The organism is Duganella zoogloeoides, from assembly GCF_034479515.1.
In the GTDB taxonomy this organism is placed as follows: domain Bacteria; phylum Pseudomonadota; class Gammaproteobacteria; order Burkholderiales; family Burkholderiaceae_D; genus Rugamonas; species Rugamonas zoogloeoides.
In genome coordinates, this window is record NZ_CP140152.1 from 5337633 (window position 1) to 5361533 (window position 23901).

The 23901-nt window shown below is 66.0% G+C and carries 16 protein-coding genes; 5 read left to right on the plus strand and 11 right to left on the minus strand.

Features of this window, described 5'->3' with window-relative positions; genetic code table 11:
- The first annotated feature begins 82 nt into the window (after window positions 1–82).
- Window positions 83–2008 (plus strand): BamA/TamA family outer membrane protein, encoded by a 1926-nt coding sequence (locus SR858_RS23460; RefSeq protein ID WP_322534029.1) that lies wholly within the window; start codon window positions 83–85, stop codon window positions 2006–2008.
- Window positions 2008–6546: a translocation/assembly module TamB domain-containing protein gene (locus SR858_RS23465; RefSeq protein ID WP_019923324.1), complete on the plus strand. Its 4539-nt coding sequence runs from the start codon at window positions 2008–2010 to the stop codon at window positions 6544–6546. The genes SR858_RS23460 and SR858_RS23465 overlap by 1 nt, the downstream gene beginning before the upstream one ends.
- A 15-nt stretch (window positions 6547–6561) precedes the next feature.
- Here SR858_RS23465 and SR858_RS23470 read toward each other — a convergent pair whose 3' ends face one another.
- Window positions 6562–9054: an alpha/beta hydrolase family protein gene (locus SR858_RS23470; RefSeq protein ID WP_019923325.1), complete on the minus strand. Its 2493-nt coding sequence runs from the start codon at window positions 9052–9054 to the stop codon at window positions 6562–6564.
- Window positions 9055–9222: 168 nt separating this feature from the next.
- On the opposite strand from SR858_RS23470, the gene SR858_RS23475 reads away from it, so the two are divergent.
- Window positions 9223–9750 (plus strand): hypothetical protein, encoded by a 528-nt coding sequence (locus SR858_RS23475; RefSeq protein WP_322534030.1) that lies wholly within the window; start codon window positions 9223–9225, stop codon window positions 9748–9750.
- Between the two features lie 57 nt (window positions 9751–9807).
- On the opposite strand, the gene SR858_RS23480 is transcribed toward SR858_RS23475, so the two are convergent.
- The 5 genes from SR858_RS23480 to SR858_RS23500 all read right to left on the minus strand — a co-directional run bounded on the left by SR858_RS23480 (window position 9808) and on the right by SR858_RS23500 (window position 17012).
- Entirely contained in the window at window positions 9808–12657 is a 2850-nt protein-coding gene (locus SR858_RS23480; RefSeq protein WP_019923327.1) for an ATP-binding protein, read from the minus strand.
- Window positions 12658–12660: 3 nt separating this feature from the next.
- Window positions 12661–13464 carry a hypothetical protein gene (locus SR858_RS23485; RefSeq protein WP_019923328.1) on the minus strand — a complete coding sequence of 268 codons (804 nt, stop codon included), beginning with the start codon at window positions 13462–13464 and terminating at the stop codon, window positions 12661–12663.
- Window positions 13457–14812 carry a hypothetical protein gene (locus SR858_RS23490; protein ID WP_019923329.1) on the minus strand — a complete coding sequence of 452 codons (1356 nt, stop codon included), beginning with the start codon at window positions 14810–14812 and terminating at the stop codon, window positions 13457–13459. Before SR858_RS23490 ends, SR858_RS23485 begins: the two co-directional genes overlap by 8 nt.
- A gap of 246 nt (window positions 14813–15058) precedes the next feature.
- Complete coding sequence (locus tag SR858_RS23495; protein ID WP_019923330.1) at window positions 15059–15820, minus strand: DUF3108 domain-containing protein; 762 nt, start codon at window positions 15818–15820, stop codon at window positions 15059–15061.
- A gap of 1 nt (window position 15821) precedes the next feature.
- Window positions 15822–17012: a DUF3108 domain-containing protein gene (locus SR858_RS23500; protein ID WP_019923331.1), complete on the minus strand. Its 1191-nt coding sequence runs from the start codon at window positions 17010–17012 to the stop codon at window positions 15822–15824.
- Between the two features lie 141 nt (window positions 17013–17153).
- On the opposite strand from SR858_RS23500, the gene SR858_RS23505 reads away from it, so the two are divergent.
- The gene (locus tag SR858_RS23505; protein ID WP_154820008.1) at window positions 17154–17891 is read left to right on the plus strand and encodes a PhaM family polyhydroxyalkanoate granule multifunctional regulatory protein; all 738 of its coding nucleotides are present in this window, start codon (window positions 17154–17156) and stop codon (window positions 17889–17891) included.
- A gap of 323 nt (window positions 17892–18214) precedes the next feature.
- On the opposite strand, the gene SR858_RS23510 is transcribed toward SR858_RS23505, so the two are convergent.
- The 3 genes from SR858_RS23510 to SR858_RS23520 all read right to left on the minus strand — a co-directional run bounded on the left by SR858_RS23510 (window position 18215) and on the right by SR858_RS23520 (window position 20945).
- Entirely contained in the window at window positions 18215–18430 is a 216-nt protein-coding gene (locus SR858_RS23510; RefSeq protein WP_019923333.1) for a hypothetical protein, read from the minus strand.
- Window positions 18431–18498: 68 nt separating this feature from the next.
- The gene (locus SR858_RS23515; protein ID WP_019923334.1) at window positions 18499–20199 is read right to left on the minus strand and encodes a response regulator; all 1701 of its coding nucleotides are present in this window, start codon (window positions 20197–20199) and stop codon (window positions 18499–18501) included.
- Window positions 20196–20945: a sensor histidine kinase gene (locus tag SR858_RS23520; RefSeq protein WP_019923335.1), complete on the minus strand. Its 750-nt coding sequence runs from the start codon at window positions 20943–20945 to the stop codon at window positions 20196–20198. The genes SR858_RS23515 and SR858_RS23520 overlap by 4 nt, the downstream gene beginning before the upstream one ends.
- Window positions 20946–21028: 83 nt before the next feature.
- Here SR858_RS23520 and SR858_RS23525 point away from each other — a divergent pair, with 83 nt between their 5' ends.
- Entirely contained in the window at window positions 21029–21382 is a 354-nt protein-coding gene (locus SR858_RS23525) for a hypothetical protein (protein WP_154820007.1), read from the plus strand.
- Window positions 21383–21515: 133 nt separating this feature from the next.
- Here SR858_RS23525 and mnmC read toward each other — a convergent pair whose 3' ends face one another.
- The gene (gene mnmC / locus SR858_RS23530; RefSeq protein WP_019923337.1) at window positions 21516–23300 is read right to left on the minus strand and encodes an FAD-dependent 5-carboxymethylaminomethyl-2-thiouridine(34) oxidoreductase MnmC; all 1785 of its coding nucleotides are present in this window, start codon (window positions 23298–23300) and stop codon (window positions 21516–21518) included.
- The gene (locus tag SR858_RS23535; RefSeq protein ID WP_019923338.1) at window positions 23297–23851 is read right to left on the minus strand and encodes a DNA-3-methyladenine glycosylase I; all 555 of its coding nucleotides are present in this window, start codon (window positions 23849–23851) and stop codon (window positions 23297–23299) included. The genes mnmC and SR858_RS23535 overlap by 4 nt, the downstream gene beginning before the upstream one ends.
- Window positions 23852–23901 lie beyond the last annotated feature (50 nt).

A 23901-nucleotide genomic window follows, 5' to 3' on the forward strand; every position in this document is an offset into this window, starting at 1 on the left:
AACGCACCACCCCTGATGGAGTCTCATGTTACCGGCATCGCCCGCAAATAAATCGGCAAGACCACGAATTTTGGCACATCTTGTGACAAAAGTATCCGTGCTGCTTGCAACAACCGCAGTGACGGCCGTGGTTCCCTCGTTGGCAATCGCCCAGGAGGAGCAAACCACCGCGCCGGCGCCGGTTTCCGAACCCGCTACTGCGCCTGTCGCCACGCCCGCCCCCGTCGCGGCCAGCGAGGCCACTGTCGCCGCCAATGCCGCACCGGTCATCATCAAGTACACGGTGCGCATCGACGCGCCCGGGGACTTGAAGGAGTTACTGGAAGACAACCTCGACCTGCAACGCTTCCGCGACAGCCCGCGCATGACGCGCGAACAGCTGTTCCGGCTGGTGCGCGCCGCGCCCGAGCAAATCCGCACGCTGATCTCCACCAGCGGCTATTACACGCCCGAGGTGTCGGTGACGTTCGACCGCAACGCCACGCCGGCGGTGGTCGATGTCAAGGTGGTGCCGGGCGAACCGGTACGCGTGGGCGAGACTGACCTGGTACTCGAAGGCTTCGCGCCCAATCCCGAGCAGCCAGCCGACAAGCAGTTCGACGCCAACGCGCTCAAGGCCAGCTGGCCGCTCAAGAAGGGCACCGTGTTCCGCCAGGACGAGTGGGAAGGCGCCAAGCGCGCCATCCTGCGCCAGGTGGTGCAAACCCGCTACCCGCGCGCGCAACTGACCGACAGCCGCGCCACCGTCGATCCCGAAGCACACACCGCCAACCTGCGCGTGGTGCTCGACAGCGGCCCCGAGATGCGCTTCGGCGAACTGCGCATCGAAGGCCTCAAGCGCTACCCGGACACCGTGGTGCGCAACCTCAATGCGATCAAGCCCGGCGACTACTACAGCGAGGCGGCCCTGCAGGCCTACCAGTCCAAGCTGCAGGACACCGGCTATTTCGCCAGCGTGGAAGTGAGCGCGGACCTGAGCGCGGTGCTCGACCAGCAGCTGGCCACCGCCGAAGGCGAGCCTGGCGCCCCGGCCACCACTGCCGCCTCCATGGAGCCGCTGCCGCTGCTGGTGCGCGTGACCGAAAACAAGCGCAAGAACGTCAGCGCCGGTGTCGGTATCAGCACCAACACCGGTAACCGGGCCTCGGTCACCTACGACGACTTGCAGGTGTTCGGGCTGCGCATGAAAAGCGCGCTCACGCTCGAGACCAAGAAGCAGACCGCCAAGGCCGACCTGTACTTCCCGATCACCCCCGAGGGCTACAACCACAGCATCGGCGTGACTTACGAGCGCAGCGACATCGCCGGCGAAGTGACGGCCGTGTCGAGCATCGCCGGCAAGCGCGCCTGGGGCACGCCGCTGCTCGAGCGCAGCTTCACGCTGGAGCTGCTGTCCGAGACCAAGTCGGTCGGCGCCCTGCCCAAGGTCACCAGCAAAAGCTTGCCGCTCACGTACGCCGTCACCTGGCGCCGGCTCGACAACCTGCTGCTGCCCACCAAGGGCTACGCCATCAACGCTCAGATCGGCGGCGCCGTGCTGCCGGTGCTCACCGATGAAAAATTCGTTCGTGGCTACCTGCGCGGCGTGTACTACAAGCCGTTCGGCGCCAGCTCCAACATCATCCTGCGCGCCGAAGCCGGCGCGCTTGGTTCCGGCAGCAAGAACGGCGTGCCGTCCGTGTTCCTGTTCCGCGCCGGCGGCGACCAGTCGGTGCGCGGTTACGCGTACCAGGAGCTGGGGGTGAAGGAAGGCGACGCCACCATCGGCGGGCGCTACCTGGCCACCGCCAGCGCCGAATACCAGTACTGGTTCAAGCCCACTTGGGGCGCGGCCGTGTTCTACGACGCCGGTAACGCCGGCGACCGGGTCAAGGACCTGCATCCCAAGTCCGGCTACGGCGTGGGCGCGCGCTGGAAAAGCCCGGTCGGTCCGCTCAATGTCGACGTGGCGTACGGCCACGCGGTTCAAAAATATCGTTTGCACTTCTCGCTGGGATTCACTTTCTGATGTCCGACCAACTTAACCACGATCCCCAAGAGAGCGCGCCGGAGTCTGCCAAGAAGCCGCGCCGCTGGCCGCGCCGCGCATTCATCTCGCTGATGGTGCTGGTGCTGCTGCTGGGCGGCGCCTTCTGGCTGCTGGGCCGCGAATCGACCTTGCAGCAGCTGGTGCAGCGCGTGGCCAGCGCCAGCGGCGGCAGTATTTCCGTCACCGGCGTGACCGGCTCGCTGTACCACCGCATGCATATCGGCCAGCTGGTCTATAAAACCAAGGACAGCACCGTCACTGCGCAAAGCATCGACATCAACTGGTCGCCGTTGCAGTATTTTTCGGAAGGCCTGCAAATCAGCGAGCTGCACGTGGCGGCGCTCACCGTGCGCAGCACCGGCAAGTCCGACGAACCGACCACCATGCCCGCTTCGCTGGCCTCGCCGTTCCGCCTGAGCCTGTCCGATGCGCGGCTCGACAAATTGATCATCGCCAGCGATACCGGCACCACCGTCATCGACAACCTGCGCTTCGCGCTGTACGGCGACAAGACCAGCTGGCACTTGCAGGACGCTTCGGCCGGAACCCCGTTCGGCCAGGCCAAAGCCGATCTGACGATTGCCGGCGCGCGCCCGTTCGCGCTCAAGGGCACGGCCTCGCTCACGCAGGCGCTGGTGGCCACGCCGGCCGCACCGGGCACCGCCGCCACGCCGGTGGGCCAGGCGCCTACTCCGGCCACATTGACACTGCAGGCCGGCGGCAGCCTGGCGCTGCTCGAACTCAAGGCCAAGGGCGACGCGGGCGCTGCCACCGGCACTGCCTCGCTGGCGCTGGCGCCGTTCGATCCGGTGATCCTGCGCGCCATCGACCTGGTGGCCCGCGACGTCGATCCGCACGGCTTCAGCGCCGGCCTGCCGCCCGCCAAATTCAACCTCAAGGTGAATGCAAGCATTGCGCCCGACCAGAAGCTGGCCGGCGAGTTCGAGCTGATCAACCAGGGCAAGGCCGGTCCGCTCGACCAGGACCTGCTGCCACTGGAAGTTTTCCGGGGCCGCCTGGGCGGCACGCTGACCGTGTCCACGCTCGACAACGTGCTGCTCGACCTGGGTCCCGCCGGCCGCTTCAACGGCGGCGGCAACGTTGCCCGCACGGCCATTGACGGCGGCATCGACACGGCCAGCTTCAAGCTGCACACCGACCGCCTCGACCTGTCCTTGCTGCACACGGCCGCCAACAAGACGGCCATCGGCGGCGACATCGTCCTGGCCAGCACCGCCACCAAGCAGACCTTGAACGCCAGGCTGGCCGACAAGGGCCTGCGCCTGGACGCCGACGCCACCCTGGCCGACGCCCTGCTGCAATTGCAGCAACTGCGCCTGGTCGCCAGCAACGGTAAAAACAGCGGCAGCATCAACGCCACCGGCCAGTTGAGCCTCAAGGACCAGCAAGCGTTCAGCGCCAAGGTGCGCACCCAGAAGTTCGATCCGTCGGCACTGGTCCCAAGCTATCCGGCCGGCGACCTCAATATCGACGTCAATGCCGCCGGACATATCGCGGGCAAACCCGCCCCCGCATGGAAAGTGGCGGCCGACTTCCAGGTCAAGCCAAGCAAGCTGTATGGCCAGCCGCTCACCGGCGCCGGCAAGCTCAATGCCGATCCCACCCATATCAGCGGCGTCGATGCGCGCCTGGCCATGGGCCAGAACACCGCCACCGTTACCGGCAACTTCGGTGCGCCCGGCGAGCAACTGCGCTGGAAGGTCGATGCGCGCCAGCTGGCAGCCGTGAGCCCCGACCTGATCGGCGCCATCAATGCCAGCGGCGTCGTCACCGGCACCATGGACCTGCCACGCACCAGCTTTGAAGCCGACGCGCGCGGCCTGGGACTGGCCTCGGCCAAGCGCCCCGCCAACGACAGCGTGATCCACGCCAGCGGCGACGTCGCCATGGCCGGCGCCGCCAAGACGCCGGAACTGAAAATGACCGGCACCGTGCAGCGCCTCAATCCTGCCGCCTTTGGCGCCGCCCAGGCCGGCGCCATCAACGCCGCCTTTACGGCGGACGCGCGCCTGTCCGCCGACTGGCGCGCGGGCCTGAACCTGACCTTGCAACCATCGACGCTGTCGAACGCCCCGTTGTCGGGCTACGCCAGGTTGTCGGCCAATGCAAAAGACATCAGCAATGCCGACATCGACCTGCGCCTGGGCGCCAACAGCCTGGTCGCCAAGGGCAGCTTCGGCAGCGCCATGGATAAACTGGACTGGAAGCTCGATGCGCCGCAACTGGCCGCATTGGGGCCGCAGTTTGCCGGCATCCTGCACGCCAACGGTACCCTGTCCGGCACCACTGCCCGCCCCGCGATTTCCCTGAACCTGGACGGCAGCAAGCTGCGCGCGCCGGGCCAGCAGCAGGTCGAGAGCATTCGTGGCAGCGCCACCCTGGGCAGCACGGCCGCCGCGCCGGCAGCGCGCAATGGCAATCGCGCAGCGGCAGCAACGGCGGATGTGCCCCTGATCAGCGATATCGAGATTACCGGTTACGAATCGCCGTCGATCAAGATCGCCAAGGCACGCCTGCAAACGGCAGGTACCCGCAGCGCCAACACCATCACGCTGGCCGCCAACAACAGCGACTTCGACGCCACTGTACGTATAAAAGGCGGCTGGGCCAACGACACCTGGACCGGCGCCATCGACGCGCTGCAAAACAAGGGCCGCTTCGCGCTGGCGCTGGTGGCGCCCGCGCCGCTGCGCCTGGTCGCACCCAAGGACAGCGGCGTGGCCGGACTGGCGCGTCCCGAGCAGATCGCGCTCGGCACCACCACCATCAAGATCCGCGACGGCAGCGTGCGCATCGACAACCTGGAAAAAAATGGCGGCGCCTGGCGCAGCAAGGGCCAGGCTTCGGCGTTGCCGGTCTGGTACCTGGGCCAGTTGTCGGACGCGTGGCGTGACAGCGTGCGCGGCAACATGACCATCGGCGCCGACTGGGGCCTGAACCTGCAAGCCGGGGCGAAAAACGCAGCACCAGTGCTGGCCGGGTCGTTCCACGTGTTCCGCGAACAGGGCGACATCACCATCATCGGCGCCGACCTGTCGCAGCCCCTGGGCCTGAAAACCCTGGACGCGCGCGCCACCGTCAACGACGGCGCACTGCGGGTGGAACTCAATGTCGATGGCACCCGCGTGGGCCAGGCGCGCCTGGACGGCACCGCCCAGCTGCGCGACGGCCGCCTGGCCAACGACAGCCCGTTCACCGTGACCGGCAGCGCCAATATGGGTTCGCTGGCGTGGCTGGCGCCCCTGGCCGGCCAGCCGGGACTGGAAATCGACGGCATCCTCAAGCTGGCGCTCGATGGCAGCGGCACCATCGGCGCGCCGCAACTGACGGGCGACATCAACGGCCAGAAGCTGGTGGTCAACTTGCCCGACCAGGGCATCAAGCTGCGCAACGGCGTGCTGCAGGCGCGCCTGACAGGCGACCAGTTGCAGCTGCAAACGCTGAGCTTTGAAGGCCAGCAAGGCCGCGCCCAGGCTGACGGCTGGATCCGTTACGCCGGCAACGAAGCGACCATGCAGCTGAAGCTGACCGCCGACAAGCTCGAAGTGCTGTCGCGCCCCGATCGCCTGCTGGTGCTGAGCGGCCAGAGCACGCTGGTGCGCGACGCCAAACACTTCCAGCTCGACGGCAAATTCCGCGCCGACCGCGCGAATATCGAACTGGGCGACGAAAATGCGCCCACGCTGTCGAACGACGTGGTCGTTCTCGGCAAGGGCGCGCCAGCGCCGGCCACCAAGCCAGCGCAGGGCCTGCCCCTGAATATCGACGTCGAGGCCGACCTGGGCGATTCGTTCAAACTGAAGGGCATGGGCATCGAGACCGAGCTGGCTGGCGCGGTGCGGGTACGCATCACCGACCGCCGTCCGCCGCGCGTCAATGGGTCGATCCGGGTGGTGGGCGGCACGTACGCGGCGTATGGCCAGAAGCTGGCGATCGACCGTGGCGTGATCAACTTCACCGGCGCCTACGACAACCCGGGCCTGAACATCGTGGCCGTGCGCCGCCGTCCCGAGGGCGAGCAGCTGAGCGAGACCAACGTGGAAGCCGGCGTAGAAGTACGCGGCACAGCGCTGGCGCCATCGGCCAAGCTGATCTCCACCCCGACGGTACCGGACAGCGACAAGCTCTCCTGGCTGGTGCTGGGCCACGGCATCGAAAACACCGAGGGCAACGACATGGCGCTCCTGAGCACCGCCGCCGGCGCGCTGTTCGGCGGCAAGGGCCAGGGCAAGCTGGCCAGTTCGCTGGGGCTCGACGAACTGGGCGTGGGACAGGCGTCGGGCACCGCAGCCGGTGCGGCCACCGGCTTGCAGAACACCGTGGTCACCGTGGGCAAGCGCATTTCGTCGCGCGCCTACCTGAGTTTTGAACAGGGTGCGGGCACGGCGACCAGCCTGGTCAAACTCAAGTACAAGCTCAATCCGCGCATCTCGCTGCAGTTCCAGACCGGGACCAATAATGCGCTCGATGTGTTGTACAGCTGGGCGTTCGACTGATCCTGTATAAAACCGCTAAACCCCGCCCTGGCGGGGGTTGGCGTTCTTGACGTACTTCTCCAGCCACGCGTTGGTCTCATACAGCATGTGCATGATCGATTCCCGCGCCCGATAGGCGTGGGATTCGTTCGGCAGCATCACCAGCCGCGCCGTCCCGCCCAATCCCTTGATCGCCTGGAACATCCGTTCGCTTTGCAACGGGAACGTGCCGGAGTTGCTGTCTTCCGCGCCGTGGATCAGCAGCATCGCATCCTTGATGCGGTCGGCGTGGTTGAACGGCGACATGGCCTGGTACACGTCCGGCGCCTGCCAGTATGGCCGCTCTTCCGACTGGAAGCCGAACGGCGTCAAGGTGCGGTTGTACGCGCCGCTGCGGGCGATACCCGCGCGGAACAGCCGCGTGTGGGCCAGCAGGTTGCCGGTCATGAATGCGCCGTACGAGTGGCCGCCAATGGCCAGCCGTTCGCGGTCTCCCACGCCGCGCCGCACCACCTCTCCCACCGCCGCCTCGGCATCGGCCACCAGTTGCGCCAGGTACGTGTCGTTCGGCTCTTCCTCGCCATTGCCGATGATCGGGAACGACGGGTTGTCCAGCACCGCGTAACCCATGGCGAGGTACGCCGCCGGCCCCCAATAGCTGACCGCATTGAAACGGTACGGTGACCCGGTGGTCTGGCTGGCCGCACCGGCCGACTTGAACTCCTGCGGGTATGCCCACATCAGGAGCGGCAGCGGGCCGTCGCGCGCGCTATCGTAACCGGGCGGCAGCATCAGGGTCGCCGTCAGCTCCACGCCGTCGTGGCGCGGGTAGCGGATTTGTTCTTTATGGATGTCGCGCAGCTGCGGCGTGGGATGGGGATAATGCGTGAGCGCGCGCAGTTGGCGGTCGTCCGGTTTGGTCAGATCGCGCAAATAATAATTGGGGCGCTCGAGCGGCGACTCGCGCGTGGTGAGCAGCAGCGTGCCGTCGTCGTTCAATACCGCCGCGACGTTTTCAAAGTATGGCGCCTGGCTCTGGAACAGCCGGGTCTTTTCGCGCGTGGTCAGGCTCAGGCGGTCGAGGAACGGCCGGTCGCCTTCGGGCGTGGCGCCCGCGCCGTCGAGCAGGATGGTGGTATTGGGGCCGATCAGCAGGCGCGGGAAGCCGCTGGCGTCGGCGCGCATCACCGGCGAGCCGGGGCTGTTGTAGCGGTCTTCGTACGAGCCGGTGTGAATCAGTTCCGGTGGCGTGGACAGGTGACCGGGAGCGATCATCCACTGCCTGTACTGGCGCGTCTTGTGCCAGCGCTCGTTGACCAGCGCCACGTCTTCGCGGCCCCACGCCACGCCGCCGTAGCGCATCGACAGGCGCGCCAGCACCAGCGGCGGTGCATGGAACGGCGCCGCGTGCAGGTACACCAGGTCGCGCACGCCGTCCGGTACGTCGCGCGCGGGGTCGCCGCCGTCCTGCGCCTCGGCCCAGACCAGCGACGCCGGCGCGTCGGCCCGCCATGACACGTGGCGTACGCCGCTTGATACGGCATCGTTCCCCGGCGGCAGGCCTTCTTCGAGCGGCAGGTTGGCCACCGTGTGCAGCAGCATGCCGTGCAAATCGCGCACTTCCACCCGCTCGCCAAAGCTCGATGCGGTGACAATATACGAGTATGGGCGCGTCACACTTTGCGTGAGCAGGTACTCGCCGCCCGGCGCCACCGAGGTGCGCGAAAACTGCCCTGGCTCGCCGATCGGACGCGCCTTGCCATCAAGGCTCAACAACACCATCTGCACGGTGATGTAGTACTCGAACAGGCGCGCGTCGTCCTCGTTGCGCAGCAAGTCCTGGTAGGTGCGCAGCTGGCGCACCGCGCCATCGGCTTCGCTGTCCTGCAGGATCGGACCGGCCGGCACGCCGCTCGCCTGCGGCGGCTTGCCGATGCCCACCGGGCGCCAGTGCACCAGCAGGCCGCTGCTGTCGGGCAGCCAGTTGAAGCCGCGCGTGAGTACGGCCGACAGAGGCTGCGGCGACAGCTTGCGCGCACGGCGCGCGGCGATATCGACCAGCCACAGTTCCACTGCGCCCGTGTCCACGCCCACGCCGCCCACGCCATCATTGAGCGCCACGTGGGTAAAGGCGAGATGGCGCTGGTCGGGCGACCAGCTCAGGTCCGACAACCGCAGATCCGGCGGCAAGCCGGCAATCGTACTTTCCTCGTGGCTGGCGATATCGAGCAGCGACAGGCCGGTGCCGAACGAAAAGCGCGAACCGGCATACGTGCGCGGGTTGATGCGCAGGCCGGCCAGTTTCAGTTCGGGTTGCGCCACTTCGGCGATGCCGGGCAGCGCGGGCGTTTGCACCACGGCGGCGGTGTCGCGGCGCGGGCTCAGGCTCAGTGCCGGCGCGCGCGGCGCATCGACAATCGCCTGCAAAGGTTCGGGCGGCAGGCGGTAGCCGGTGTCGGACGCGCCCTGTTGCGGCGAGGCGGCCATCAGGCCGGGGGTTGCGGACGGCACGGTGCGTTGTTGTTTCATGGAGATCCTTTCCAGTGGCCGGCGACGCGGGCGCTGCTCGAACCCAGTGCCTGGGTCGAGTGTGCCGGGTTGAGTGTGCTTATGCTAACCGTGAATGTCAATCGCCGGGCACACTACTCTGGCGTACAATCGCTGTTCTCGAAAAATCGCTGTGGGCAGATTATGGAAATGACTACTATTGTGCTGTTGCTGCTGGTGCCGGTGGCCGTGTGGCGCATCTACTCGCGCCTGAAAGCCATGCTGGTGCGCACCCAGTCCGAATTATGGAAGCACTACACCATGGCTGGCATCATGGCCGCCGCGCTGCTGGTGCTGCTGGTGCTCTCGATCGGCAAATGGCCGGCACTGGGCGCGCTGGTGGCCGGCGCCGCGCTGGGCGCCTGGCTGGGCCGGCGCCAGTTCGGCCTGACGCGCCTGCGCAACCTGCCGGAAGGCTTTTTCTATACGCCCGACCGCCGCCTGCCACTGCTCATCATCATGCTGTTTGTCAGCCGCCTGATTTACCGCCTGTTCGAGGCCTACCTGCATATGCACGACGGTATCGCGCTCGACCCGGACTTCCTCGGCAGTCCGGTCACCACCGTCGTCTTCGGCCTGCTGGCGGGCTTTTATCTGACCTACAGCGTGCTGCTGGTACGCTGGCACAAGGGCCAGACGCCGTTACCGAAGCCGATCAACATCTTCGATATCAAGTAAAAAAAGGGGCAAGGAGTGAAGACTCCCTGCCCCTTTTACCATCCAGCCTTCTAGCCGTCAGGCGGCTTTGGCGGCTGCCTTGCCAGCTTCCACATCCGCCGCCCGCCGTTGCAGCACGAAAATCGGCTGCGCCCACTGGGTGTCCTTCTTCTTTTTGCTGGTGATCAGCGTCAGCTCCGAAGGGTCATAGACGTCGGTGTTGTGCGTGAGCGGCGTCGTCATCAGGTACTGGGCGTCGGTGTTCTTCAGGAACTCGCCCACCAGCTGGATGTTGCGGATGTCGAGGTGGGCAAACGGTTCGTCGATGAACACGAAGCCGCCGGAACCCTCTTCCGATTTCAGCAGCGCGATCAGCAGCACCAGCGACTTCATCACCTGCTGGCCGCCCGACGCTTCGCCGTCGTTCATGCCGATAATGCCCTTGCCGTCGAACTTGAAGCGCACGTGCAGGCCGGCCTGCGACAGCAGGACGTCGTCGTTTTCCAGCTTGACCGGATCGGCGTGCACCTCGATGCCGGCCAGTTCGCCGAGCTCCTTGATGTTCTTCGAATAGGTCTTGATGGTGTAGCGCAGCCGCTCCATGTAGGCCCCGCGCGCGTTGCCGGTGGCTTCGATGGCGCGGTTGTTCTGGTAGCGGCGCTCTTCGGTTTCCGACTGGCGCCCGCTCAGTTGCTCGTTCAGGCGCGTGTACTGGTCGATCACGGTGGCGTCCAGTTCCCAGTCGCTGCGGGCGAGGCTCGCTTCGAGCGTGTGCAGGCGCAGCGTGACCTGGTGCGTGTTCTGGTGCTCGGCCACCAGCGCCAGGCGGCGCTCAAGGCGGCGCCAGGCCTTGGGCAGGTGGCGCCAGTTCTTGCGCAGCGTGAGCAAGGCGCGCGCGTGGTCGGCGCGCTGCTCGATCTGGCGCTTGAGGTTCAGGCGCGTGCCCGCTTCCGCTTCCGACAGGGCAAAGCGCGCGTTCTGGCACGTGGTGTCGGCACGGGTGCGCGCCACCACGGCGGTCTTGATCAGGTTTTGCAGCTCGCCCAGGCGGCTGCCCACTTCCGTGCGCTCGGCGCGCAGCGGCACCGCGTTGCGCGCCGCTTCCTCGAACTCGTCGTGGCGCGCCGCCATTTCCTTGGCCGCGTCCACACCCGCCAGGCGGGTTTTGAGTGCGCTGATTTCGGACGCCAGCTTCGATACCGCCAGCGTCAGCGTATCTTCCTGCGCTTCCAGCGCCGGCAGCGCTTTCTGGATCGCTTCCATGCGCTGGGTGCGGCCGGCCGTGCCGAAGCGGTAGCGCGAGGCTTCCACGAACAATGAACGGCCGCCGCGGCGTTCGCGGTGATAGGCCTCGGGCGTGATCCACTCGTCGTTGTTACCGAGCCTGGCGCCGGCATCGACACTGTCCACGCGGGTGATGCGCGAGAGCTGTTCGACCAGCCACGCTGGCACCTTGGCGGCGAACTTCACCACCGACATCAGGCTGTCGTCACGGGTACTTTGAGCGTTGACCAGGTCGGTGACGATGAAGTGGCGATACCGCTCTTTTTCCGCCAGGCGGTACGCCGAGGTGGCGTCGCCGGCTTTATCGAGCAGCACCACCGACGCGTAACCACCGAGCACACCTTCCACCGCACCTTGCCAGCGCGGGTCGGTCACTTCGACGATGTCGGACAGCATGGCATGGCTGATGCCGGCGTCGTTGAGCGCGCGGCGCATGCTGCGCTGCGCTTCCGGCTCCGGCATCGCGGTCTTGCCCTGCAACGCCGAGATGGTGGCCATTTCGCCGGCGATTTTCGCCGCAACGGCGTCGCGCGCATTGCGCTGGCGCGCCAGCTCGATTTCCTTCTCTTGCAGCTGCTGCGCCACTTCGGCCAGGTCGGCGCCGGAGTCGGCCGCCAGCTTTTGCAGGCGCGCCTTTTGCTCTAACAGGCTGTCGAGCGGTTTGAGTTTGCCGTTGATCAGGTTCAGGCGCGATTGCAGCGACGTCGATTCCTGCTCGAGCACCGTCTCGTGCTGCTGGGCCTCGGTCAGCGCCTTGGCAAAACTGGTCACCGCGTTGCGCTTGTCGGCCAGCTGGGCATCGGCCTGCTGCAATGGCTTGCGCGCTTCGCGCAGCTGGCGGCTGACATTGCCCTGCTTTTCGCGCGCCTCGTGGTATTCCAGCGTTGGCAGCGCTTCCTCTTGCAGGTTGCGGCGCTCCTTGTTCAGGTCTTCCCATTGATGGTAGTTGGCCACGCGCAGGCGCAGGCCTTCCAGGTTGGTCTTGGACGCGTCGAGTTCCGCTTCGAAGCGTTTCAGTTCTTCCTCGGTGTCGCGCTGGTGGCGCTTGGCTTCGTCGTAGGCGTCGAGCACCTCCTTGTCGCCGAAGACCTGGAACACCAGGTCGAGCAGCTGGCGCGGCGCGTATTCGCACAGCTTGTCGGTCTCGCCCTGCTCCAGGGCCAGGACCTTGGCCATGGCCGGCGACAGGCCGGCGTTGGCCAGGCGCTTGCGGTAGTTTTCCACGCCGAGCCAGTCGTTGCCGACGTCGCCGATGTCTTCGATCTGCACGTTACCGGGCCGCATCAGGTACTGGCGCTTCCAGTCGCCGCCGTTCTTCTGGATCTGGCAGAACAGCGTGACTTCGTCGTCGCTGAAAAAGCCGGAGCTGCGGAAGGGGCGGTTGGACAGCTGCCGGCCGACCGCCTTGTTATCGACCACGGCGCGCAGCCAGGCCGTCTGCTGGCCGCTGTGGCGCGCATAGTGCTTATAGGTGCGGCCCATCGAGCAATCGAGGCCGAACAGGGTGCGCAGCGCGTCGAGCAGCGTGGTTTTACCGGAACCGTTCTGGCCGGCGATGGTGATGATCTTGGCGTCGAGCGGGATGTTCTTGATGCGCTGCCAGTAATCCCAGTGGACCAGCTCCAGCGATTTGATATGAAACATGGCTTAATCCTTGGGTGGTTCTTGGGTGTCTTCAAAGGGCACGTCGAAGACCGGCACGGCATTGCCATCGGCGTCGTAGTCGGGATTTTCCATCTCCGGCTCGATCGTTTCCACGGCATTCGGCGCATCGTCCTCGTACGCGCGCGGCTTCGGAATCCGGCGCGGCACGGCCATCTCCTGCGGCGGCGTGCGTTTGAAGACGTCGGCCAGCGCGCCGTTGATGATGCGTTCTTTCAGCAGGTCGGTATCCATCAATAAATCAAGCAGCGGGCCTTCGAGCACCACGTCGCCGCGGCGTTCGATGAAACCGAGCTTGGCCAGGATGGACAGGTTCATGTCCAGCCGGGTCTTTTTACCGAGCTTGTCGCCGAAGTCGGCCAGCAGCGCCTTGTAGGCGATGCCGATCGAGGTGTCTTCGGCGCGCGGCAGCGGGCGTTCGGTGCCGAACATGTCGTTCTGCTTGTCGTCCGCGTGCTGGTGGTTTTCCTGGCGCTCGCGCTTGGGCAGAATGATCTGCGCCCACAGCACGACCAGCAGGGCCACGCCGTCGCGCGACAGGCCGAAGTTATTGTTCTGCCAGACGTCCTTGGCGCCGAAAATCTTCGGTTCGATATTGCGCGTCAGGGCCACGGTCACATGGTCGGCATACACGTTGTCGAGCAGTTTCAGGCCCACGGCCAGCAGGCGCGCATCGACTTCGATGCGGAACTGCTCGTCCGCCAGTGCGCGCTTGACCAGGCGGTCGTCGCGGCGCAGGGTCTGATGCGCGAGCAGGCGCGCGATCAGGATTTGTGCATCATCATTCATCGGACTTGTCGCCTTCCGGGTTCAAAGACAGGGTAAGCGAAGCGAGGGACATCGCCGCGACGTGCAGGTCGGGCAGTTGTACCATTTCGTCGCTCGGAGTAAACGTGACGGGCAGGCGCGCCAGGTCGCCGGTGGCGCCTTGCAGGCGCGCTTCGTCGGCGTCGCCCAGCAGCGGCAGCATCGAGGCGCGGTACGACGCCACGGCAAACGACGCCGGCAACAGCGATTCGTGCACCTGGATCGTCGGCGCCGCACCGTCCACGCTGGCGGGGAATTTGCCGGGCGCGGTAAAGTCGGCCAGGCGGGCCAGCCATTCGTCGAGTTCTTTTTGCATCGGTGGTCCGTCGCTGATGGTGGTGGGCGCATCTTCGCCGCTGGGCAGGCCGCCCTGCACGGCGCTGGCGGCGCGGTCGGACAGCAGTTCGGCCTCGGCCACGTCGATCATCTCCGCCGGCGTAATAAACTGCGGCACCACCGGCAGGTCGATGGCGCCCACGGCCAGCGAGGCCAGGTCGTCATGCAGCAGCAGCCAGCGCTTGATGTCGGTGGTGGACAGGCCGGACTGGCCCAGGTGCACGCGCTGGCGCTCGATCTGGTTCAGTGCGCGCGAGAACATGCCCTGCATATTCAACAGCGACGACTGTGCGCGGCCAATCGCTTGCGCAGCGCGGTGCGTGGCGTGATCGGCGTTTTCGTCGCTGGTGATCGCGCGCAGGATCTCGGAGCCCTTCTCCACCCAATCGCACGCCACGTGCCACTTCGCCTGCGATTCCCGCAGGCGGAACTCGGAGCCGGATGCAATGGCGTCGGCAAATTCCTCGGTCAGTTCCACCAGGCGGCCCAGCAGGTGGTGCAACTGCTCCACCGTGACGCCCCCCATCATTTGCGAGCCGGCCACCTGCGACAGCAGGTAGCCCATGTCGGCCGGGTCTTCCTCTTTGCCCATGGCCAGCAGCGCGTCAATGGCCGACAGCACGTTGCGCGCCATCGGCGTGACGCGATAGACGGCCTGCTGCGGATCCCACGCCAGCAGCTGGTTGGTACGCAGGCGCATCAGCACCGTTTCCAGGCTTTCCGGCAGCAGGTAGGCCAGGCGGGTGTTGATGTCCGGGCGCGTAAAGCTGGCCGACGCCGTGTCGGACGCCAGCTCGCGCAGCACCAGCAGGCGCACCAATACGCCGTCGAAACCGCCGTGGAACAGCGCCGTGAACACTTGCAGCAGCGGCTGCGCGCGTTTCAGGTGGTAGACCTGCTCGATTTCATCGGCCGAGATGTTGGGCTTGAAGTGGGCCTGCAGGCCGTCCTGTTGCGGGTCCAGCGCCGGGTCGGGCGCGGACTCGGTTGTCATAGTTTCTATCATTCTTTGCCATGTTGGTCGCAACAATCACCGCATTAAGCACCCTGCCGGACTTGGGATCGTCAGCTGCAAAAATACCTGGTCGGTTCATATTTCGCCGCCTTCTCGGCCCATAGTCCACTATGGGCACTGCGAAATCGGCAAAATCTGTCCTCGACCAGCTATTTTTTCGCTCTGACTCCCCAAGCCCGACAGGCTGCTCACGGGGGCGACAGTATAGCAGTTGCGATCTTGCGCTTACTTTTTGGTGAATTTATCAAGTGTCTGGTCCACGTAGTCGCCATCGGCATCCTTGAACACCACGCGCACCGGGTACCAGTCCATGGACGGCGCCAGCCACAGGTCCACCTGCGAATCCTTGTCGTCGGTCTGCTGGCGCACCAGGTGCAGCGCGCTGATCTCGCTGCCGCCCACGGTGATGGTCTCGGTCTTGACGACCCTAAACACCCACTGCTCGGCGTTGCGGCGCGCGGCGACGAAATACGCCCACTCGCTGCCGGGCTTGAATTTATCGGGCGTGGCGCGGGCGTTGGCGGCCAGTTGCCACTGGATGCTCACCCGATCCTGCTCGCCGCCCCTGATCGGATAGGTTTCGTCGCCCACGCTGAAGCTGATGGTTTTCGTGTCGCGCTTGAACGTGGCGGTGGTGGCTTCCTTGCGGAAGCGCTTTTCCATGAACGACGCCGGCGCCAGGCCGTAGTCGTCGATGGCGCCCTCGCTGCGGGTTTCCAGGATCTTGCCGAAGATCGGCGCGCGGCTTTCGGCCGCCACCGAGTACTTGCCGTCGCCGGCGCGCCACTGCACGGTGGCCGTGCCGTTGATGGTGAGACCGTGCTGCTTGGCCTTGATGGCGTAGGTCAGGTCCGCCGATGGCGGCGCGCTGAAGGGACGCTTGACGGCCGGGTGCTCGCTGTCGGCAGCATGGGCGCCGGTGGTCACGGTGCCCAGCGCCAGCATGGCAGCCACGCTCACCGCGTGAAAAGTATGGTTGATTTTCATATCATTGTCCGGTAGTTGTTATTCTGGAGACGGTCTGCGTGGTGAGCGCGCCGCTCGCTTCGGTATTGCGTATCTGGACCGGGTACCACTGCATGCCCGGCGCCAGCCAGATGTCGAGCCGCGACGAATAAGTGCCCGGCTTGGGTGGCCGCGTCAGGTGCCAGGTGACCAGCTTGCCCATCTTCGTGTTCAGTTCATCTTCGCCCACCAGCTGGAAGCGGAACAGGGCGGCTTCCTTGTCCTCGCCCACCTGGATGTCGATGTCGCCGCCGAACTGGTTGACGTCGGCGCGGCCGATACCGGCCAGCTGGAACGGCACCGTGGCCTTGTCCTGCGCGCCGGCCAGCAGCGGGTAGCTGCGGTCGGAGGCCGAGAACGAGATCGTGTTCGCACCGGCCGCATTGCCGCCGCCATTACGGTTGAAGTGGGTGGCGGTCTCGGACCGGCGCGCGCGCTTTTCGGTGACCCGCTCGGGCGCGATGCCATGGTCGTCGATGGCGCCCTCGCTGCGCAGTACCAGCAGGTTCAGGCGCGTGACCAGCAGGCTCACGCCCGCCTCCACCGACGCCCGGTAGCGGCTGCCGTCAGTATGCCATGTCATCACGGCAGACCCTGTCCATTTGGTGCCGTCGGCGTCCACCCGCGCCACGTCCATATCGAACGTGGCCGACGGCGGCAACTCCACCTTGTAGCGGCGCCCGCCCTGCGGAACCGGTTCGGCGGCCGCCGGCGCGGGTACGCCGGTGGCCGTGTCAGGCATTGCTGCCGATCCCTGGGCCGCCGCCGGCTCGGGCGCGAGCGCCAGTTCGAGGTCGGCGGTGTCGATGGCTGGCGCGGGCGCTGCGCTGTCCACCGGCGTGATGGCGGCTCCCGCCTGCGCCTGCGCTGGTACCGGCGCCGGCGCAGGCGGCCTGGCAAAGGCCGGGCTGGCGACGGGCGGCTTGGCGGGCGGTGTAGCGGCAGGCGGCTTGGCAGCATCAAGCGGTGCAATCTCCTGCAACGGCGCGCTGGCCACGCGCGGCGGCAAGGCCAGGCGCACTTGCGCAGTCACCACCGACGGCGACGCGTTGACGGTGGCCGATGCCGCCAGGTGGCTGGCGGCCCAGTCGATCGCCAGTCCGTGCAGCACCACCGTGGCCGCGCAGAACAGTACCATGCGGCGGCGTTGGGAAAGGAAGGAGGCGATCGTCATGGCGCTAGTTTAACGTGTTCGGCCGAATGCTTCCGGCGCAGCCTTTGCATGGCGGTTGCCGGCGGCAAGCAACGTTGCCAGAAAACTTTGATCGGTACCGCGTTATCTGCTACGCTGAACCAACTACTACAGGAGACTTTCATGGCCCAACCGCAGATGCCGCACATTCCCGGCGCAGCAGTGATGAACGACACGCTCGATTTCGTGAAGAACCTGTGGGGTAGCATGGGCGTGCCCGGCCTGACCACGCCCACCCTGTCGGTCGATGAACTGGACAAGAAGATCAACGACCTGAAGGCGGTCGAGGCGTGGCTCAACCTGAATATGAGCATGCTGCGCGGTAGCATCCAGGCGCTGGAAGTGCAGCGCAATACCATCGCCACGCTCAAGTCGGTGGGCGCCAGCCTGGCCGCCGCCGTCAATCAGGGCGCCGCGCCAGGGCAGGCGCCAACCGCCGACCACAAATCGATTTTTGACGCCAACCCGTACACCTCGGCCTTCTTCCAGCATGCGCGCGAGGCGGACAAGCAAAAGCCGGCCGCCGAGCAGCCACCGCCGCCACCGGCCCCGGAACCCAAGGCAGCTGCACCGGCAGAAGACGCGCCGAAACAGGCCGACGCCACCGCCGGTGCAGCCGCGCTGTGGTGGAATCTGCTGCAGGATCAGTTCAAGCAGGCGGTATCGACCGCTGCTGCATCGGAATCGATGATGGCCGAGACGGCAGCGAAATTCGCTGCCGCGGCGACGGCCAAGCCGCCAACCGAAGCTGTGCCACCAGCCGCCGAGGCGCCGGAGCCGGCACCGGACAAAAAACCCGCCGCCAAACGCGCCGAAGCCAAACCTTCGGCCAAATCAGTCAAACCGGCAGCAGGAAAATAAAGCCAAGAGCGCCTGAGAAACCTTCAGAGCGAGGCGCAGCGACGAAGACAGTACGACTGTACGGCAAGGCGCTGCAACGAAGCTATGGAGGCTTTATCAGGCGCTCGACAAGCCAAGAGCGCCTGAGAAACCTCCAGAGCGAGGCGCAGCGACGAAGACAGTACGACTGTACGGCAAGGCGCTGCAACGAAGCTATGGAGGCTTTATCAGGCGCTCGACAAGCCAAGAGCGCCTGAGAAACCTTCAGAGCGAGGCGCAGCGACGAAGACAGTACGACTGTACGGCAAGGCGCTGCAACGAAGCTATGGAGGCTTTATCAGGCGCTACGCCAGGCGCAGTATGCGGATGGCGTCGATCAGCCCATCTGCCTGGCGCGTGACTTTCTGGACATCGATCAAACCTTCTTCTTCGAGCAGCTTGGCGTTGTCGAGTGCGCCCTGGAAGCTCTCGATGGTGTCACCCTTGGCGGCGACCGGTTTTACCCAGGCTACGCTGCCGACCTTCATTTTTGTATAGACTTCTTTTGCGATATCGCGCATAAATTTACATCCTCTCTCTTGGTGGTGCGTACTTGATTGCCGCACCTGTTTTAATTCATCTAAACGGTTTAGCGGTCCGGGACCGCGCCGTTGGCCGCCTCGTATTCGCTGGCGGCGGCTGCCGCCACCACGCCTGACACCGGCGCCAGCAGCGCCAGTTGTTCCATCAGCTGGGCAAAGCGCGGCTGGCCGGGGGCGATGGCATCGACATGCATCAGCACCTCGATCGCCTCGTCGGCCAGCTCGCGCACGTAACCGGTTTGCTGCAGGCGCGAGACCAGGATCTGCGCCGAATTGAACAGGATGCGCATATTGTGCGGCAGCGCGTGGCGCGCCACGCGCATCCAGTCTATGGCCTCTTGCAGCCGCTCGGACTTCCACAGCAGCACGCCCTTGTTCATCATGTCAGCCGCTTCCTTGCGCGAGGAGCGGATCAGCTCCGTGCCCTCGTCGCCCATGCGCGCCTTGTCGAAAATCTTCTGCAACTCGTCCATCAACGGCACGTTATCATGGTTGTTGCGCGCAATGTAGCACAGCAGTCCCACCGGCGCCTCCTTCACGCCCACCGCGAACAGCAGGGTCGCCATGTCCAGGCACGTGGCGGTGTCGGGCCGGTGGCGGCTTTCATCGGCCAGCATGCTTTCCAGCTCGTCGCCCGATTTGCGCGCGCGCCGGAAGTCGCCCGTCTCGTGGTACACCAGGCCCTCGGTGATCTTGGCGCGCAAGGTGACCTGATCGCCGCCGAACTGGTGGACCGCCGCGTTGAGCAGGCGGATTGCTTCCTTGGTGTCGTTCTTGCGGCCGCACACGCGCGCCATGCCGAAGTACGCATCGACCGTTTTGGCCACCGAGTACTCGCCGATGTCGATACACTTGCGGAACGCCCGCTCCGCCACCGGGATGTTCTCGAGCTTGAGCGCGGTCTGGCCTAGCGTGCGCTGGCGCGGCACCGAATTGGGCGACAGCTTGGCCGCCTTTTGCAGCACGTCGAACGCTTCCTCGTGCTTGCCCTGCAGCTGGAACGCCTGCGCCAGCTGATCGAACGCGTCGATATAGAAGCGGTTGTCGGCGATCACCGCCTGGAACATCTTCTGCGCCTCTTCCACGTCGCCGTCGTGCATCATGATCTTGGCCAGGCCGCAGCGCGCCCAGTTGTAGTCGCGCTCTTCGAGCACCTGTTCGTACACCTTGCGCGCGCCCAGCGGGTCGCCGGCCTTGAGCTGCAAGGTGGCCTTCATGCGCAGCAGGTCGATCGCGTGCAGCGGGTTGACGGGAATCTGCTCCTCGCACAGGCGGGCTGCGCGCAGGTAGTCCTTGTCGGCGTAGGCCTGGTCGATCTCGCTGAAGATCTGCTTCTTGATCCACACCCGGTTGAGGCGCGTGAGCAGCACGCCCTCGGTGATCGGCTTGATGATGTAGGCGTCGGGCTGATGCTCGGCCGCGCCCATCACCGACTCCACGCTTTTTTCGGCGGAGACCATCAGCCACACGCTGCTGGGCAGGATCAGGTTGCGGATGCGCGCTTCTTCGAGCACTTGCTGACCGTTCTTGCCGTCGCCCAGGTTGTAATCGCACAGCACCACGTCGTAGCGGGTTTTGGCCAGCAACATCATGCCCTCGCCGCCGCTGGCCGCCTGGTCGATATGCTTGGCGCCCAGGTTGCGCAGCGACTCGCGCAGCAGCTGGCGGATGCCCACGAAATCGTCGACGATCAGGTAGCGCTTCGCGCCCCAGTCGATCTCGCCGTCGCTCTGTACCATGGCCGTCATGGCAGCCGCAGGACGAAGCAGCCGCCACCCAGGTCACCGCCATTTTCCAGGGCGATGGCGCCGGTGCGCTGGCGGTGGCGGTGCATGCGCGCCACCTCGCTGGAAAAGTACAGACCCAGGCCGCTGCTGTTGCTGGAGAACCGCACCTGCACGTCACGCACGTCCATGGCTTGCGCGCCGGCTGCCAGCATCGCCGGCGGGAAACCGTCACCATTGTCTTCCACCCGCAGTTCCAGGTAGTCGCCGTCCGCCCGCACCGACAGCCGGATGCGGTCGCGCGTATAGCGGATGGCGTTGTTGATGGCATGGACCAGCACCCCGATCACCAGTTCTTCGTCGAAGGTCCAGATGGCGTCCGGCGCAAAGTCGGTGTCGAAGGCGATGCCGCGCGATTGCAGCAGGATGCGCGCCTGCCCTTCCACCTGCTCGACCAGTTCGCGCACGCTGCGCGGGCTGGGATCGAACGGGTAGCCGGGCTTGCCCACTTCCTTGTACAAGGCAAGCAACTGGATCAGGCTGTCGTTCAGGCGGCGCGTCTGGTACAGCATCTGGCCCAGTTGCTGGTACTGCACCGGCTCGGCGGCGGCAGGGACAGGTGCCGCTGCGGTCGCAGGGACGTTGGTCAGCAGGTGTTCGAGCGTGCCACTCAGGACGCTGATCGAATTTTTCATGTCGTGCACGGTCGACGCCAGGAACATCAGCAGTTCCGGCGAGCCTTGATAGTGCTGGGACAAGTCGTCATCCATCGCGTCGCTCTCCGTGGATTCAAACCGGGATTATATATTACCGCCTGTGGCCGAATGTGCGGCATTCGCCATACACTATGCCCATGAACCGAAAATCCACTTTGCGCCAGGGCTGGCGTTCACTCTGGGAGTTGCGTCCGCACCACGACACCTCCGCCGCCATGCGCCTGCTGGTCGCGTCGCTGCTGGCCGTGGCACTGGCCCTGGGCCTGATGTCGTTCGTGGCGATTTTCGGCCGGGTGTCGCGGGCCGGCTGGTGGTGGGCCTCGCTGCTGCCCAATATCGGCATCTGCCTGTGTATCGTGCACAGCATGTTCGGCGTGCTGCGCGTGGCCGAACGCGTACTGCCGGCGTCCCTGGTGGCACGCATGGCCGATGTGCGCGACATCCGCGCGGGCATGGCGCTGAGCAGCCTGGCCCTGGCATACAGCGACTGACAACTGACAACTGGCTGTTGGCTACTGGTTGCTGGACAATGGCTGATGGCTGATGGCTGATGGCTGATGGCTAATGGCTGATGGCTGATGGCTGATGGCTGATGGTTGCTGGTTGTTGGCTGCCGGTTATTAGCTACTGGCTGCGGCGCCGCTGCTTGAGCAGGAAGCGGCCGGGGTCGAGCGCCTCCACCAGCGCTGCCTCGACCGGTGCCGGCGCGCCTTCCAGTTGCGACACCAGCAGTTCGGCCATCAGCGGCGCCCAGATCAGGCCGCGCGACGCATAGCCGAGCAGGCCGTACAGACCCGGGTGGCGTGGCACGTCACGCAAGTGCTCCAGGCGACCGGCCGATTCGACATCCGGCAGCGCGCCGGCCAGCGGCAGGCGGTCCGGCGCGGCGCTGCGAAAGCCCACCCGGCCGGCCAGCGGCGCGGTATCGATCAGGGCCGCCACGTGCGCACCGGGCACGATCTCCGCCAGCCGCGCCAGGTTTTCCCGCTGGCTGCTTGCGCGCAGTACACGGTCGTCGTCATTGTCGTAGGTGGCGCCAGCGCAAACGATGCCGTCGGCAGCCGGCGTCACGTACGCTTCGCGGCATACCACGAGCGGCAGTTGCGGAGCACTGGTCCCCACAGCCAGGTGGGTCACCTGGCCGCGCAGCGACTGCAACGGCAACTGGGCCGCCTGGGCAATCTGCACGGCGCCAGCGCCGTTGGCCAGGATTACCGTGGGCGCTTGCGCCAGCAAGGTAGCGCCGGCTCCCTCCACCAGCCATTCGCCGTCACCGGTGCGGCGCAAAGTGATCGCCTCGCTGCAAAACACGCGCTGCAGGCGGTCACCGCAGGCGTCCAGCATGGCCGCGCACAACGATGACGGGCGCGCCCAGCCGCCTTGCGCGAACAGCCAGCCACCGTGCGGCGTGGCGCCGCCCAGCAGCGCGCCCGCTTCCGTTGCGTCGGCCCAGCGCGCGAACGCCGGCGGATAGTTCCAATGGTCGAGCACCGCGCGCTGGACGGCGGCGTGGCCTGCATCGCGGGCCAGTTGCAGCACGCCGCAATCGGCGCCGATGAAGGCCGTGCCCACGCCACCCAGCCGGCGCCACTCGCGCAGCGCAAACAGGTAGGCGGCACGCGCCAGGCGGGTGGGAATGTTGTCGTCTTTCGACAGCAGCGGCATGAAGATGCCCGCCAGGTTGCCGGACGCCTCCTGCGCCGGCTGCGCGTGGCGCTCGATCAACGTCACCTCCCAACCGCTGGCGCACAGGCGGCGACAGGCGCTGGCCCCCGCCAGGCCGGCGCCGATGACCACCGCGCGTTTATCGCGCAACGGTGGCGCGGCCAGGGCAGCGGATAATCCTGCGCCAGCGACAGGAGGTGTGGCGGTAGCGGCGATCGGTGCTGCACGATCAGCAGGCGGTGCGGCGGGAGCGGCAGTCGGTGCTGCACGAGCGACAGATGACACGCGGCGGCCCCGGTACTCGGCAACGATATCGTCGCCGCCATCTACCCGGCAGCAGGCGAAACCGGCAGCAGCCAGGGCCCACACCAGCAAGTCATCGGGCGCGCGCGCGTCAAGCGTGGCGCCGGGAGATGCCAGCCGCGCCAGCGTGCGCGCCTGCCCGGGCGCCAGCGCGCCGATATGAAAGGTATCGACACGGGCCAGCACCTGCGGCAGCACGGCAGTCATTTCGCCCGCCAGCAGATCGAGCGTGACGCGGCCGTCGTCGAGGATGATGCGGTGAAAACCCGGCACGTCGAGCGGCCACAGGGCGCGCAGCTGCGGATCGGCGATGGTCGCCGCATCGGCCACGCGCGCGGTCAGCGCAAGGTAATGGAGCTGCCGGTCATGCCGCGCGCGCGCCTGCGCAAAGCGCGCACCGTCGCCAAATTCGGTGTCGAGAACGACATGCGACACGGTCATCGGTGGCGGCAGAAACAGTCGGCATCATGGTCGTCCACCATGCCGATGCCCTGCATGTATGCATAAACGATGGTCGAACCGACAAACTTGAAGCCCAGCTTGGCCAGGTCCTTCGACAGCCGGTCCGACAGCGCGGTCTTGATGATGCGTTCACCGGTGTTGTTGACGATGGGCTGGCCATCGACGTAAGACCACAGCAATTGATCGAGGCTGCCGCCACTGGCGCGCAGGCGCAGGTAGGCCTGGGCGTTGGAAATGGCCGCTGCTACTTTGAGGCGGTTGCGCACGATGCCGGGGTTGGCCAGCAGTTCGGCCACCTTGTCCGGGCCGTAGGTGGCGATCTTTTCGGCGTCCCAGCCATCGAAAGCGGCGCGGTAGGTTGCGCGCTTGTTGAGCACCGTTTCCCACGACAGGCCGGCCTGGGCGCCTTCGAGATTGAGCATCTCGAACAGGCGCAGTTCGTCGTGGCACGGCACGCCCCACTCGGTATCATGGTATTCCAGGTACAGCGGGTTGGTGGGCTTGGCCCAGGCGCAGCGGATGATGGTCATGATGGATTTTTGTCGGGAAGCGAACCCGCAGTATACAACTCTGCAACCCC